This window comes from Oceanithermus desulfurans (assembly GCF_014201675.1).
In the GTDB taxonomy this organism is placed as follows: domain Bacteria; phylum Deinococcota; class Deinococci; order Deinococcales; family Marinithermaceae; genus Oceanithermus; species Oceanithermus desulfurans.
Genome location: NZ_JACHEZ010000001.1, coordinates 347067 through 361120, shown reverse-complemented (window position 1 = coordinate 361120; position 14054 = coordinate 347067). Strand labels below are relative to the sequence as shown.

Sequence of the window (14054 nt, the reverse complement as noted above, 5' to 3'; positions counted from 1 at the left end):
TGGTGGCCCGCATCCGCCTCTACCTCGACCTGATCCGCTTCGAGCACACGCTCTTTGCGCTGCCCTTCGCCTACGTGGGGGTGCTGCTGGCCGCCTCCGGCCGCTTCGACGCGGGCGTCTGGCTCTGGGTGACGGTGGCGATGGTCGGGGCGCGCACCGCCGCCATGGCGCTCAACCGCCTCATCGACTGGAAGATCGACGCCCTGAACCCCCGCACCGCCGACCGCCACCTCCCCCGCGGGCTGGTCCGCCCCGGCGAAACCCTGACCCTCGCCCTGGGGGGCTTCGCGCTGCTCGCCTGGTCGGCCTACAACCTCAACCCCCTTACCGCGCGGCTCTTGCCCGTTGCCGTGCTCTTCCTGACCGGCTACTCCTACACCAAGCGCTTTACCTGGACCTGCCACTTCTGGCTCGGCGTTACGATCGGCGCGGCGGCCGCCGGGGGCTGGATCGCCCAGACCGGACACTTCGAACCCGGCGCCTATGCGCTGTGGGCGGCGGTGGCCCTGTGGATCGCCGGCTTCGACATCCTCTACGCCACCCAGGACGTCGAGTTCGACCGTAAACACGGCGTGCACGCCCTGCCGGCGCGCTTCGGCGTGCCCGCGGCCCTCGTCTGGACCCGCACGCTGCACGCCGCCGCCTGGCTGCTCTTCGGTCTCACCGGAACGCTCGCGGGAGCGGGGCCCTGGTACTTCACGGGGGTGCTGCTCGTGGGCGCGGTGCTCGTCTACGAGCACCGGCTGGTGCGCCCCGACGACCTGAGCCGCGTGAACCAGGCCTTCTTCGAGGCTAACGTGGTGATCTCGCTGGGGATGTTCGCCTTTACCCTGATCGACGCGCTCACGCGCTAGGCGGCTCGGGTTCGGTGGCGACGGGGCGGCCGCAGCGGCAGGCCGCCTCCGGGTAGACGATCTCCACCCCGTCGGCGCGCTTCTTATACCAGAGTTCGCCGCAGTCGGGGCAGCGCACCTCCTCGGCGCCCAGGGCCCGCAGCTCCTCGGGGGAAAAGCGGTAGACCTCGCCGCACCAGTGGCAGATCACCTCGGCCCCGCCGTCCTCGCGGATCATGGCCTCGCGCTCTTCGGGGCTGAAGTAGGCCAGCGCGTCGAGCGCCTTTTCGCGGCTGCAGCGGCAGGCGAAACGCAGGGGAACGGCGTCTTCGGCGTACCCGAGGGAGCGCAGGTCGGTCCACTCGAGCCCCATCCCCTCGAGCACCCGCTCCGCCGCGCCCTCGAGCCCGTGTTCCACCAGCAGGTCGGTGAAGCCGCGAATCCCGGCAAGGTTTTGCTCGAGCCGGGCGAGGGTCTCCTCTTCGGCGTCGGGCAGCACCTGGATCACGAGCCCACCGGCGGCCTCGACCTGGCCGCCCGGCGCGACCCGCACCCCCAGGAGCACCGCCGACGGGATCTGTTCGCTCTGCCACAGATAGTGCGCCAGGTCCTCGGCGACCTCGCCGGAGACGAGCGGCACCGACGAATCGAACTGCTCGCCCGCGGCCAGCACCCGGATCACCCGCAGCTCGCCCGCACCCACCAGCGCCCCCACGTTCAGCTTGCCGTCCGCACGCAGCTCGGCCTCGGCCGCGGGGTTCTTGACGTAGCCGCGCACCGCGCCGTCCACCCCTGCCTCGGCCACGACCCCGCCCAGGGGGCCGTCGCCGTCCAGGATCAGGGTCACCCGCTCGCGCGGGCTCTTGCTGAGCAGGAAGGCCAGGAGCGCCGCGCCGGTGAGCGCCCGCCCCAAAGCCGCGGTGGCCGTGGGCGAGGTGCTGTGGCGGCGGCGGGCCTCCTCCACCACGTCGGTGGTCTCGGCCGCGAGCACCCGCAGCCGGCCTTCTGCGGCCAGCCCGCGCACTAACCGCCCCATCTACCCCTCCTCGTGGCGGCGCAAGTGGGCGTTCAGGGCCCTCAGCGTAGCCTCGGGCACAAAGCGGCTCACGTCGCCGCCGTGGCGGGCGATCTCTTTGATCATCGAGCTGGAGATGAACGACCAGCGGGTCGCCGCCAGGATGAAGAGCGTCTCCACCTCGGGGTTGAGCTGGCGGTTGAGGTGGGCCATCTGCAGCTCGTACTCGTAGTCGGAGACGGCCCGCAGGCCCTTGACGATGATCCGGGCCCCCCGGGCGCGCATGTAGTCGGCGAGCAGGCCGTCGAAGGCGTCGACCTCGACGTTTTCCATATCGGCGACGGAGGCGCGGATGATCTGCATCCGTTCGCCCACCGAGAACATGAAGCTGCTCAACTTGTTGGGGTTGTGCAGCACCGCGACGGTCACCTTGTCGAAGAGGCGGCTGGCGCGGCGCACCACATCGAGGTGGCCGTTGGTGAAGGGGTCGAAGCTGCCGGGATAGACGACGTGCATCAGGTTACCTCCACGATGGTCAGGGCGCTCGAGCCGTAGACGCGGCGCTCCCCCAGGGGCAGCACCAGGTCGCTGGGGTGCTGCAGGATCACGAAGCCCCCGGGACGGGCGATCCCCGATTCGAGCACCCGCGCGAGCGCGGCGGCAAGGTCCTGGTCGTAGGGCGGGTCCAGGAAGACGACGTCGAAGCGCTCCCCCGCGCGGGCGCTGCGCTCGAGGAAACGCTCGGCGCTCTCGGGTACGACGCGGACCGGGAGCCCCAGCTTGTGCGCATTTTCCCGCAGGGTTTTCACGGCCCTGGGGTCGCTTTCCACGAGGACCGCCTCGTACCCCTCGCTCGCGGCCTCGAGCCCCACCGCGCCGCTCCCGGCGTAGAGGTCGACGAAGCGCCCGCGCCGCGGCCGGCGGCCGCGCAGGTAGTCGAAGAGCGCTTTCCGCAGCCGTACCGGGCTGGGGCGGGCCGAGTCGGGCACCGCGAGCGTGCGCCCGCGGGCCTTGCCGCCCAGAATCCTAAGCCTCGCCATCCCTACTACCGTATACCGCGTCCGCGAGTTCCGCCACCCGCGTGACCTCAGCGTCGATCACGTCGAGGGTCATCAGCATGTCCAGGTGGGCGGCGCTGGTGGCGCGGCTCTCGGGGCGTCCGGCCTCGAGCCGGCTCAGGTGCGCCTGGCGCAGCTTCTGCAGGTAGGCCTCGGTTTCGGCGTGCTCGCCCACGACCTCGCGCGCCAGCACGTGGTTGCCCGTCGCCAGCGCCGTAAAGGCCCGCTGCATGCGGCCGTAGACGCGGCTGGCGGCCTCCGAGAGCTCGGCTCGGCCTTCGGGGCTGAACTCCAGGCCTTGGCTGCGCAGCTTGTCCTGCTGCTTGAGCAGGCGGCGGATCTGGTCGGCCAGGTGCTCGAGCTCACCCGCAAGCAGCAGCAGCTTTTCCACCGCCTCGCCCCCGCCCTGGCTCTTCAGCCGCGCGAGGTACATCACCACCGCCTGGGTAAGGCGGTCCACCTTTTCCTCGCGCTCCTGCACGCTCGCGAGGTCGCCTTCGCCCTGGGCCAGGGCACGCACCGCGGTGGCCATCATTCCCTGCACGTGGTCCGAGATGCGCACCACCTCGCGCAGCGCCAGGCTGAGGGCCAGCTCGGGGGTGCCGAGCGCCTCTTCGCTCAGGTACTTGGGCGTCACCGCGCCGCGCCGCTCCGGCAGCATCCTTTCGAGCAGGCGCACCAGGGCGGGGATGAACGGCAACGCCACCAGCCCCGCGATCAGGTTGAAGAGGGTGTGGGCGTTGGCCACTTGGCGCGCCGCGCTCCCCCCCAGCGCGGCCACCGCGCCGCTCAGGGGCTCGAGCAGCAGGAGCGCCACCAACCCGAAGGCCGCTTTCCAGATCAGGTGGCCGAGCGCCACCCGCCGTGCCTCGGCCCCTGCCCCCATGGCCGCGAGCAGGGGGGTGAAGGTCGTGCCCACCGCCGCCCCCACCACCGCCGCAAGCCCGGCCTCCAGCGGGATGCGGCCGGCGACGTAGAAGGCCATGGCCATGGCCGCCGCGGCGTTGGACGAGTGCACCAGCGCGGTGAAGACGAGCGCCAGCCCCGCCATCCACAGCGGGTTCGCGGCCACGGCGTCGAGGGCGAGCTGCATCAGCGGGCCCTGGGTCTCGGGGGTGAGCGCCTTGATCATGACGTCGAGCCCCAGGAAGAAGAGGCCGATCCCCGCCAGCGCCCGCCCGCCGTGGCGGAGCGGCTTCCAAAGCGAGGCGAAGTAGCCCACGGCGATGATGGGCAGCGCGTAGTCGTAGACGCGAAAGGCCGCGAGCTGCAGGGCCACCGTACCCCCGGCGATCGCGCCCATGCTCATGGCCAGCCCCTCGGCCGCGGCCAGCACGCCGGCCTCGACCAGGCTGATCACGGTCACGGTCATGGCGGTGCCGCTCTGGACCACGGCCGTCACCAGGGTGCCGACGAAGAAGGCCCGCGCCACGCCGCGGGTCGCGCGGCTGAGCCAGGCCCGCAGCGTGCTGCCGCCCAGGGCCTCGAGCGCCCGGCTGGCCTGGCTCAGACCGATGAGAAAGAGGGCAAGGCCGCCCAGAAGCGTGAGCATCACGTACCCTAGCCTACTCCAAAGGTTCGGGGGCTCCGAAGAGCCCCCTCCTTCGCTTGGTCGGGGAGAGAGGATTTGAACCTCCGACCCCCTCGTCCCGAACGAGGTGCGCTGCCGGACTGCGCTACTCCCCGACGCGCAAAATTCAGTCTACGGGCCCGAAAACCCCCTGTCAAGGCGGCCGCACCGGTGCGGCCGTCCGGATTCGGCGCCGGCGCCCGGCGGGTTGGGCTAGGCTGGTTACATGAAGAACCAGTACTTCGGCGACATCAACGACTACCGCAAGTACGGATTGCTGAGTAGCGCGCTCTCCGCCAGCAAGATGAGCCTGTTCGTCGCCTGGATGCTGACCGAGGACGACGGCAGCTCGGACGGCGGGCGCGTCGACTATCTGGAAGAACCCGACCGCTGGTCGCGCTTCGACCCCGAGCTCTTCGAAACCCTACGGAAAGCCGTAAACGAAGAAGGCCGGCGCGACGTCGCGGTGCTGGAACAAAGCGGGCTCCTCTCGCCCGCCCGCTACTTTCGTGAACGGGTGCCCCGGCAGGCGGACGAGCGCGACCGCTGGTTCGCCCGGCTCGCGAGCGGCGCGAAAGACGCGGACCTCGTCTTCCTCGACCCCGACGTCGGCATCGAATCGAGGTCTGTGAGTTACGGCAACCGCGCCTCGGAGAAGTACGTTTTCTGGCACGAGCTGCGGCGGCTTTGGGACCAGAACAACTCCCTCCTGGTCTATCAGCACTTCCCCAGGGAAGACCGGTACGCGTTCACCCAGCGCCTTCTCGGCGACCTCGAGGAGCGGTTGCCCGAAGCCTGCCCGCTGGCGTTTTCCACGAGCCACGTGCTCTTCCTGCTGGCTTTGCAGCCGCGTCAAGTGCACCACGAATGCAGCGTGCTGCAGCGCCCGCGCAAAGACTGGCCCGGCGAGTTCCGGGTCGCCCCCTACGAGGGACCGGCCGCCGGGTCAGGCGGCCGGTCGGTTTTCCCTGCCCCTAGGCCTCCGGGCGCAGGGAAGGCTTGTCGGCCGGCGGGGTGGGCTCGGGGGCCGGCAGCAGCACGGTCTCGAGCACCTCTTCCACCTGCTCCACCAGTTTGACCTCCAGGTCGCGCAGCACCTCGTCGGGCACCTCGGCCAGCTGCGGTTCGTTCTCGGCGGGCAGGATCACCTGGCGGATGCCCGACTGGTGCGCGGCCAGCAGCTTTTCCTTGAGCCCGCCGATGGCCAGCACCTTGCCGCGCAGGGTGACCTCGCCGGTCATGGCCCAGTCCATGCGCGCGGGGCGGCCGGTAAGGGCCGAGGCGATGGCCACGGCGATGGTGATCCCCGCCGAAGGGCCGTCCTTGGGCGTGGCCCCTTCGGGCACGTGCACGTGCAGGTCCCACTGGGTGTGGAAGCCCTCCGGCAGGCCCCAACGACCCGCGGTGGCGCGCAGGTAACTGAGCGCCGCCTGTGCCGACTCCTTCATGACATCGCCCAGGTTGCCCGTCAGCTTGAGGTTCCCCTTGCCGGGAACGGCCAGAGCCTCGACGGTGAGCAGTGCGCCGCCCACGGGCGTCCAGGCCAGCCCCTGGGCCGCGCCCACCTGGGGCGCGTCCTCGCGCTTGTCGGGGCGGTACTTGGGCACGCCCAGGTAGTCGGGCAGGTCGGCCTCGGTGATCGTGCGCTCGCCCTCCCAGGGCTGCTCGATGTAGCGCTTGGCCGCGCGGCGAACCAGCTTGGCGAGCTGGCGCTCCAGCTCGCGCACCCCCGCCTCACGGGTGTACTCGTGGATGACACGGCGGACGGCGGCGTCCTCCACGTCAAGCCGGTCCTGCATGCGCCCGGCCTCGAGCTGGCGCGGCCAGAGGAAGCCGCGGGCAATCCGCTCCTTTTCCAGCGCGGTGTAACCGGGGATCTCAATGATCTCCATGCGATCGCGCAAGGGGCCGGGAATCGTGGAGAGGCTGTTGGCGGTGGTGATGAAGAAAACCCGGCTGAGGTCGTAGGGCACGTCCAGGTAGTGGTCGGTGAAGGTCTTGTTCTGCTCGGGGTCGAGCACCTCGAGCATGGCGCTGGCGGGGTCGCCGCGCCAGTCGGAGGCCATCTTGTCGATCTCGTCGAGGAGGAAGACGGGGTTGACCACGCCGGCGGTCTTCATCGCCTGGATGATCTTGCCCGGCAGCGCCCCGATGTAGGTGCGGCGGTGACCGCGGATCTCGGCCTCGTCGCGCACCCCGCCCAGGCTGATGCGCACGAACTTGCGGTTCATGCTGCGGGCCACGGAGCGGCCTAGTGACGTTTTTCCCACGCCGGGAGGCCCAACCAGGCAGAGGATCGGCCCTTTGTAGCTGTCGCCCTCCTCGGCCAGCTGGCGCACGGCCAGGAACTCGAGGATGCGCTCCTTGACCTCGTCGAGGCCGTAGTGGTCCTCGTCGAGGATCTCGCGGGTGCGCCGGATGTCGATGGCGTCGCCCGAGGCCTCGGTCCAGGGCACGTCGAGCAGCCAGTCCAGGTAGGTGCGGGCCACGGTGGCCTCGGGGCTGCCGGGCTGCATGCGCTCGAGCCGGGCCAGCTCCTTCAGCGCCTTCTCCTTGACCTCGTCGGGCATGCCGCTGGCCTCGATGCGCTCGCGCAGCTCGAGCATCTCCCCCGCGGCGTCCTCGCCGCCGAGCTCCTTCTGGATGGCCTTCATCTGCTCGCGCAGGTAGTACTCGCGCTGGTTGGCGTCCATCTGCTCCTTGACGCGGGCGGCGATCTTGGAGTCGAGGGCGAAGCGCTCGAGATCGCGCAGCAGCAGCTCGAGCACCTTCTTGAGCCGGTTTTCGACGCCCACGGTCTCGAGGACGGTCATCTTGTCCTCGACGTTCCAGGTGGCGTAACCGGCGGCCACGTCGGGCAGCCGCACCGGGTCGACCATGCCGAGCACCGCCTCCACCTTGTAGCGGTCCAGGCGCAGCCCCTTGTGGGCCTCGACGTAGCGCTCGAAGGCCTCCTTGAGTTCGCGCATCAGCACCCGCACCAGCGCCTCGTCGTAGCTGGGCGGGTCCTCCACCAGCTCGCCGGCGGCGGCCACGTAGCCGCGTTCCTCGCGGTAGGCGAGCAGGTGGGCCCGCGCCTTGGTTTCCACGACGACCTGCAGGGTGCCGTCGGGCAGGCGCATCACCTGCTTCACCGCGGCGAGCACCCCGGTGTCGTAGAGGTCCTCGGGGGCGGGCTCGTCCACCTCGGGCGCCTTCTGAGTGACCAGGAAGACGTGGCGGTCGCCCTCGCTCGCGCGCTCGACGGCCGCCTTGGAGCGGGGGCGGCCCACGTCGACCGGCGAGGTCGCGTGGGGCAGGATCACGGTGTTCCTGAGCGGAATGACGGGAAGTTCCAGGGTACGGTTTTCCATGGTGTTCAGCTCGCTTGGCGCAGCCGCGCCTCGGTGAGCGCCTCCAGGGGTTGGTCCAGATGGGCCGCGTCGAAGCGCAGTTCGCGCACGCCGCTCGCGGGCACCTCGTACATCAGGTCGACCATCGCCCGCTCGATCACCGAACGCAGGCCGCGGGCCCCGGTGCCGCGCTCGAGCGCCCTGCGGGCCACCTCACGCAGCGCCGCCTCGGTGATCTCCAGGCTCACGCCCTCCAACTCGAAGAGGGTGCGGTACTGGCGCACCAGCGCGTTCTTGGGCTCGGTGAGGATGCGCACCAGGTCGTCTTCGGAAAGCTCGTGGAGCTGCACGATTACCGGCACCCGACCCACGAACTCGGGGATGAGGCCGTACTTGACCAGGTCCTCGGGGATGACCTCCAGCGTGCCGGCCTCGGGGGCCTGGGTGCGGAAGCCGATCGGGGTCTGGTCCGTGCGCGCCTTGACGATGGCTTCGAGGCCGTCGAAGGCGCCGCCGAGGATGAAGAGGATGTGGCGGGTGTTGAGGGCGATCGTCTCCTGGTGCGGGTGCTTGCGGCCGCCCTGCGGCGGCACGTTGGCCACCGTGCCCTCGATGATCTTGAGCAGCGCCTGCTGCACCCCCTCGCCGGAGACGTCGCGGGTGATCGAGGGGCCCTCGGACTTGCGGGCGATCTTGTCGATCTCGTCGATGTAGATGATGCCCCGCTCGGCGGCCTCGACGTTGTAGTCGGCGGCCTGCAGCAGGCGCACGAGCACGTTCTCGACGTCGTCGCCCACGTAGCCGGCCTCGGTAAGGGTGGTGGCGTCGGCGATCGCGAAGGGGACCTTGAGCTGCCGCGCCAGGGTTTCCGCGAGCAGCGTCTTCCCCGTACCCGTGGGGCCGATGAGCAGCACGTTCGACTTGCCCAGCTCGGCCTCGGGGTGCGCGAGCCGCTTGTAGTGGTTGTAGACGGCCACCGCCAGCACCTTCTTGGCCTCCTCCTGGCCGATCACGTAGTCGTCAAGGAAGGCCTTGATCTCGGCCGGACGCGGCAGCTCGTCCAGGCCGGGCGCGGCGACGGGGCGCTGGGCGGCGATCATCTCGTGCGCCAGCTCGATGCAGTCGCTGCAGATGTAGACGTCGGCCACGGGCGCCTCGAACAAGCGGGCGCCTTCGCGGGCGGTCTTGCCGCAGAACGAGCAGGCGGGATCAGGTGTCTTCACGCGCAATCACCCGGTCGACGAGGCCGTAGCCCTGGGCCTCGTCCGCGGTCATCCAGAAGTCGCGGTCGCTGTCGGCCTCCACCTTTTCCACCGGCTGGCCGGTGTGCTTGGCCAGCAGTTCGTTGAGCAGCTTCTTGGACTTGAGGATCTGCTCGGCCTGGATGGCGATGTCCGTGGCCTGCCCCTGGGCGCCGCCCCAAGGCTGGTGGATCATCACCCGGGCGTGGGGCAGCGCGTATCGCTGGCCCGCCTCGCCCGCGGCCAGCAGGAAGGCCCCCATGCTGGCGGCCATGCCCACGACGATCGTGGCCACCGGGCTCTTGACGTACTGCATGGTGTCGTAGATGGCCAGGCCGGCGTAGACGTCGCCGCCCGGCGAGTTGATGTAGAGTTTGATCTCCTGGTTGGGGTTCTGGGCCTCGAGAAAGAGCATCTGCGCCACGATGGTGTTGGCCACCTGGCTGTCGATCGGCGTGCCCAGGAAGATGATGCGGTCCTTGAGCAGCCGCGAGTAGATGTCGTACACGCGCTCGCCGCGCGCGGTTTGTTCGATGACGTACGGTACGATCATAACCGCCTCCATTCTACCCCGGATGATGAGAAGAGCGGGCCCGCGGGCCCGCTCGCACCCGTACGTTGCGCTAGGCCAGCTGGGTGGCCGCTTCGGTCAGCGCCTTGTCGCGCAGTAGGCGCAGCTTCAGGTTCTCGAGCGCCTCCTCGCCGACGGCCTGTTTGAACTCGGGCACCTTCAGGCCGTAACGCTCGGCGTAGCTCTTGAGGTAGGCCTCCCACTCCTCGTCGGTCACCTGGGTGCCCAGGTCCTCCGAGAGCTTCTCGAGCGCCAGGCCGCGGCGCACCCGCATCTCGGCCTGCCGGCGCAGGTCGGCCTGGAACTCCTCGAGCTTGCCCTCGCGCTCGAGCCCCTTCAGGTAGTCCGCCAGCGGAATCCCCTGGCGCTGGAGGTCTTCCTCGATGTCGCGCAGCACCGCCCGTTCCTCGTCGCGGATCATCGAGGAGGGAATCTCAACCTCCAGGGCCTCGGCCAGCTTTTCCAGCAGGGCCTGCTTGCGCGCCTCCAGGTAGTCGCGCTCGGCCGCGGCCTCGAGGCTTTGCCGCACCTTGGCCCGCAGGTCGTCCAGGTTCTCGGCCTCGAGCGTCTTGGCGAACTCCTCGTCAAGCTCGGGCAGCCTGACCTCTTTGACCTCGATCAGCCGGGTGGGCACCTGGCGCACCACCTCGCCCTCTTCGCTCATCACGGGGATCTCGAAGCGGTCGCCCGCCTTCTTCCCCAAAAGCGCCTCGCGCACGTGGGGCTCGGCGCGGTCCAGCTCGATGGGGAAGCGCGAGCCGTCGTCCACCTCGACGACGACGTGGTCCCCCTCCTGCACCTCGCGCTCTACGGTCTGCACCTCGGCGTAACGGCGACGCAGGTCCTCGAGGGCCTCGTCCACCATCGCGTCGGTGACCTCGGGCTTCTCGACCCCGAGCTCGAAGCTCTTCCAGTCGGGCAGTTCCACCTCGGGGTAGAGTTCCACCTCCACGGTGTAGGCGTAGGGCGCGCCCGCCGGCGGCGCCTCCCTGCCCTCGACCAGACGCGCGGCGATGGCCGCGAGGCCCAGCTCGCGCACCGCCTCGGGGTAGCTGGCCTCGATCAGGCGCTCCCGCACCTCGTCCCAGAACGCCTCCTCACCCACACGGGCCAGGATCACCTTGTCCGGCGCTCTGCCCGGACGGAAACCGGGCACCTTCAGCCGCCGGCGGTAGGCGTTCAGCAGTTCGCGGGTGGTCTTCTCCACCTGTTCGGCGGGCACTTCAACGCGCACCTTGGCGCTCGCGCCCGATTGTTCCAGTATCTCGGCCATATACGCTCCTCGCTTCAAGCTGCGGCGGCCCAACCCTCTGGTGCGAGGAGGGGGACTTGAACCCCCACGGCCGAAGCCACCAGATCCTAAGTCTGGCGCGTCTACCAATTCCGCCATCCTCGCGTGGGCGGTTGGGCCGCCCGCCTAGAGAATACCACCCCGTCTGGGGTGGTATTTCTTATGGGGTGAGCGATGGGACTTGAACCCACGACCCCCGGTTCCACAGACCGGTGCTCTAACCAGCTGAGCTACGCTCACCACGCTCAGCAAACGTCATTCTAGAGGGTATAGAGATAAGCGTCAACCACGGCCGGCAAGGCCTCGGGCGCCGGGCCGCGGCCGGGAAGGCCACCGCCGGGCGGCGGGGCAGCGCCCGGGCCGGGCGCGCGGGGGCGCGGTGCACCGCCGGCCCGACGCCGTGGGTCGTGGTGCGAATCGCCGCGACTTAGCGGCCGTGCCGCTCCCGATGCTCGCGAACCGCGCCTGGCCACCCACGAGCAAAGAAGGCAAGAGGCCTTGGCTTTCCCGAAGGGACGGGGCCGCCGGCTGCGCCGCCTTGGCGTCCGGCTCCCTCCCCCGGGGACGGCCGGGTGGAGTACTGGGCGCAGCCCCCACCGACCCCAGGGCCTGCCCGAGCGAAATCACCGTAGAATGCGGCGCGGTGAACGCCTCGCCCCTGACCTTCCTTCTCACGCTCGAGCTCGCGCTCGCGCTGATCGGGGCGCTGTGGATGCGCCTGGCGGGCTACGTCTTCTTCCCCAGCCCCCGCCCCTGGCACGACACCCTCTACTTCCTCGCCGGCTACGGGGCGCTCTTGCTGCTGGAACGCCTCACCGAACGGGTGGCCCCCGCCGCCTACCGCGAGCTCGACCGCTTGATGCGCAGCCTCGGGCGGGTGCTCCGCGAGGCCGGGGTGGGCCACAACGCCGCCATGCTGCTGGCCTTCGCCAGCGCCCTGGGCGAGGAGCTCTTCTTTCGCGGGGCGCTGCTGAACGCGCTCGCCCGGGGGCTGGGGATCCCGGCCGCGCTGGTGCTGCAGGCCCTCGTCTTCGCGCTGGGCCACCCCGCTCCGGGACGCGCGGGGCGGCTCTACGCCGTCTGGGCCTTCGCGGCGGGGTTGATCTTCGGGGGGCTCTACCTGCTGAGCGGCAGCCTGGTGCCGGGCATCCTGGCCCACTTCCTCTACAACGCCAAGGGGTTCGCCGAGATCGCCGAGGAACCGGGCCCAGCGTCCCGCTAGCGCTTGCTATCCTGAAAGGCGGAGGTTATGGCATGGCTTATCAACACATCAAGGTCCCGGAGTGGGGCGAGAAGATCACCATCAAGAACGGCAAGCTCCAGGTGCCCGACCAGCCGATCATCGCCTTCATCGAGGGCGACGGCACCGGTCCGGACATCTGGAACGCCTCGCAACCGGTGCTCGACGCCGCGGTCGAAAAGGCCTACGGCGGCCAGCGAAAGATCGCCTGGATGGAGGTCTTCGCCGGGGAAAAGGCCAACGAGGTCTACGGCGAACCCATCTGGCTGCCCCAGGAGACCCTCGACGCCATCGACGAATACCTGGTGGCCATCAAGGGCCCCCTGACCACCCCGGTCGGGGGCGGCATCCGCTCGATCAACGTGGCCCTGCGGCAGAAGCTCGACCTCTACGCCTGCGTGCGCCCGGTGCGCTACTTCGAGGGCGTACCCAGCCCGGTCAAGCACCCCGAGCTGGTCAACATGATCATCTACCGCGAGAACACCGAGGACATCTACGCCGGCATCGAGTGGCCCGCGGGCTCCGACGACGTCAAGAAGATCCTCGAGTGGCTTAGGACCGAGTTCCCCGAAGCCTACGGAAAGATCCGCTTCCCCGACACCGCGGGGCTGGGCCTCAAGCCGGTGAGCGCCGAGGGCACCAAGCGGCTCGTCGAGGCGGCCATCAACTACGCCATCGAGCAGGATCTGCCCAGCGTCACCCTGGTGCACAAGGGCAACATCATGAAGTTCACCGAGGGCGCCTTCCGCGACTGGGGCTACGAGGTGGCGCGGGAAAAGTTCGGCGCCCAGCCGCTCGACGGCGGGCCCTGGCACGTGATGAAGAACCCCCGCACCGGTCGCGAGATCGTCATCAAGGACGTGATCGCCGACGCCATGCTGCAGCAGATCCTCACCCGTCCCGCCGAGTACTCGGTGATCGCCACGCTCAACCTCAACGGCGACTACCTCTCCGACGCCCTGGCGGCCGAGGTGGGCGGCATCGGCATCGCCCCCGGCGCCAACATCAACTACCAGACCGGCAAGGCCATCTTCGAGGCCACCCACGGCACCGCGCCCAAGTACGCGGGCCAGGACAAGGTCAACCCCAGCTCGGTCATCCTCTCGGGCGAGATGATGCTGCGCTACCTGGGCTGGGACGAGGCCGCGGACCTGATCATCAAGGCCATGTCCGAGACCATCAAGGCGGGGCTCGTCACCTACGACTTCCACCGTCTCATGGTCGCCGAAGGGCGCGAGGCCAAACTGCTCAAGTGCAGCGAGTTCGGCCAGGCCCTGATCGAACACATGTAAGCCGGCGCGCTCGAAGAAAGGCCCCGACCGTGGGGCCTTTTTTCTTCGGCTTTTACTTCAGTTTTACGCGTATCGTTTATCCTGTTACGGTACGCGTCGCATTTCTCGCATACGGCGCCCCCAGGCGGGCGCGGACGCGCGTACGGAGGTGGAACCGTGATCAAGGAGTTCAAAGATTTCGTGATGCGCGGAAACGTGCTCGACATGGCCATCGGCATCGTCATCGGCGCCGCTTTCGGCGCGGTGGTCAAGTCGTTCGTCAGCAACGTCCTCATGCCCCCGATCGGCCTCCTGCTGGGCGGCACCGACTTCAGCAACCTCTTCGTGGTGCTCAAGGCCGGCGGCACCCCCGGCCCCTACGCCACCGTGGACGCGGCCAAGGAGGCCGGCGCGGTGGTCTGGCCCTGGGGCCTCTTCGTCAACGAGGTGGTGGGCTTTCTGATCATCGCCTTCGCCATCTTCCTGGTTGTCAAGGCCGTGAACCGAATGAAGAAAAAGGAAGAGGAGGCCCCGCCGGCCCCGCCAGAGCCCTCGGCGGAGGAAAAGCTGCTCAGCGAGATCCGCGACCTGCTCGCGCAAAAGTAACCGCGCGGCTTTGGCGGCGGGCGGCT

Annotated in this window: 13 protein-coding genes and 3 tRNA genes; 5 read left to right on the top strand and 11 right to left on the bottom strand. The window is 69.4% G+C overall.

Features of this window, described 5'->3' with window-relative positions:
- The first annotated feature begins 2 nt into the window (after positions 1 to 2).
- A complete protein-coding gene (gene mqnP / locus HNQ05_RS01960) occupies positions 3 to 854 on the top strand; it encodes a menaquinone biosynthesis prenyltransferase MqnP (RefSeq protein ID WP_147148389.1) in 852 nt (283 codons plus the stop codon).
- Here the strand turns inward: mqnP and hslO are convergent.
- The 5 genes from hslO to HNQ05_RS01935 all read right to left on the bottom strand — a co-directional run bounded on the left by hslO (position 844) and on the right by HNQ05_RS01935 (position 4592).
- Positions 844 to 1869, bottom strand: a complete 1026-nt coding sequence (gene hslO, locus HNQ05_RS01955) for an Hsp33 family molecular chaperone HslO (protein WP_147148383.1) — start codon at positions 1867 to 1869, stop codon at positions 844 to 846. The genes mqnP and hslO overlap by 11 nt on opposite strands.
- Positions 1870 to 2364: a pantetheine-phosphate adenylyltransferase gene (gene coaD / locus HNQ05_RS01950; protein WP_147148381.1), complete on the bottom strand. Its 495-nt coding sequence runs from the start codon at positions 2362 to 2364 to the stop codon at positions 1870 to 1872.
- Entirely contained in the window at positions 2364 to 2888 is a 525-nt protein-coding gene (locus tag HNQ05_RS01945) for an RsmD family RNA methyltransferase (RefSeq protein WP_147148379.1), read from the bottom strand. The genes coaD and HNQ05_RS01945 overlap by 1 nt, the downstream gene beginning before the upstream one ends.
- Positions 2875 to 4458, bottom strand: coding sequence for a Na/Pi cotransporter family protein (locus HNQ05_RS01940; protein WP_147148377.1), 1584 nt, complete (start codon positions 4456 to 4458; stop codon positions 2875 to 2877). Before HNQ05_RS01940 ends, HNQ05_RS01945 begins: the two co-directional genes overlap by 14 nt.
- A gap of 57 nt (positions 4459 to 4515) precedes the next feature.
- Positions 4516 to 4592 (bottom strand) — tRNA-Pro (locus tag HNQ05_RS01935).
- Positions 4593 to 4702: 110 nt separating this feature from the next.
- On the opposite strand from HNQ05_RS01935, the gene HNQ05_RS01930 reads away from it, so the two are divergent.
- Positions 4703 to 5554, top strand: a complete 852-nt coding sequence (locus HNQ05_RS01930; protein WP_147148375.1) for a hypothetical protein — start codon at positions 4703 to 4705, stop codon at positions 5552 to 5554.
- Here the strand turns inward: HNQ05_RS01930 and lon are convergent.
- The 6 genes from lon to HNQ05_RS01900 all read right to left on the bottom strand — a co-directional run bounded on the left by lon (position 5451) and on the right by HNQ05_RS01900 (position 11151).
- Positions 5451 to 7829, bottom strand: a complete 2379-nt coding sequence (gene lon, locus HNQ05_RS01925) for an endopeptidase La (protein WP_147148373.1) — start codon at positions 7827 to 7829, stop codon at positions 5451 to 5453. The genes HNQ05_RS01930 and lon overlap by 104 nt on opposite strands.
- Positions 7830 to 7834: 5 nt before the next feature.
- The gene (gene clpX / locus HNQ05_RS01920) at positions 7835 to 9031 is read right to left on the bottom strand and encodes an ATP-dependent Clp protease ATP-binding subunit ClpX (RefSeq protein WP_147148371.1); all 1197 of its coding nucleotides are present in this window, start codon (positions 9029 to 9031) and stop codon (positions 7835 to 7837) included.
- Entirely contained in the window at positions 9018 to 9602 is a 585-nt protein-coding gene (gene clpP, locus HNQ05_RS01915) for an ATP-dependent Clp endopeptidase proteolytic subunit ClpP (RefSeq protein WP_147148368.1), read from the bottom strand. Before clpP ends, clpX begins: the two co-directional genes overlap by 14 nt.
- A gap of 70 nt (positions 9603 to 9672) precedes the next feature.
- Complete coding sequence (gene tig / locus HNQ05_RS01910; RefSeq protein ID WP_147148366.1) at positions 9673 to 10893, bottom strand: trigger factor; 1221 nt, start codon at positions 10891 to 10893, stop codon at positions 9673 to 9675.
- 38 nt (positions 10894 to 10931) lie between these two features.
- Positions 10932 to 11016 (bottom strand) — tRNA-Leu (locus HNQ05_RS01905).
- Between the two features lie 58 nt (positions 11017 to 11074).
- Positions 11075 to 11151: transfer RNA gene (locus HNQ05_RS01900), tRNA-His, on the bottom strand.
- Positions 11152 to 11554: 403 nt separating this feature from the next.
- Between HNQ05_RS01900 and HNQ05_RS01895 the strand changes: the two genes are divergently transcribed.
- The 3 genes from HNQ05_RS01895 to mscL all read left to right on the top strand — a co-directional run bounded on the left by HNQ05_RS01895 (position 11555) and on the right by mscL (position 14028).
- Positions 11555 to 12133 (top strand): CPBP family intramembrane glutamic endopeptidase, encoded by a 579-nt coding sequence (locus HNQ05_RS01895; protein ID WP_246104130.1) that lies wholly within the window; start codon positions 11555 to 11557, stop codon positions 12131 to 12133.
- Positions 12134 to 12165: 32 nt separating this feature from the next.
- A complete protein-coding gene (gene icd / locus HNQ05_RS01890) occupies positions 12166 to 13443 on the top strand; it encodes an NADP-dependent isocitrate dehydrogenase (RefSeq protein ID WP_147148364.1) in 1278 nt (425 codons plus the stop codon).
- A 156-nt stretch (positions 13444 to 13599) separates the two neighbouring features.
- Positions 13600 to 14028 carry a large-conductance mechanosensitive channel protein MscL gene (gene mscL, locus HNQ05_RS01885; RefSeq protein ID WP_147148362.1) on the top strand — a complete coding sequence of 143 codons (429 nt, stop codon included), beginning with the start codon at positions 13600 to 13602 and terminating at the stop codon, positions 14026 to 14028.
- The last annotated feature ends 26 nt before the right edge of the window (positions 14029 to 14054 follow it).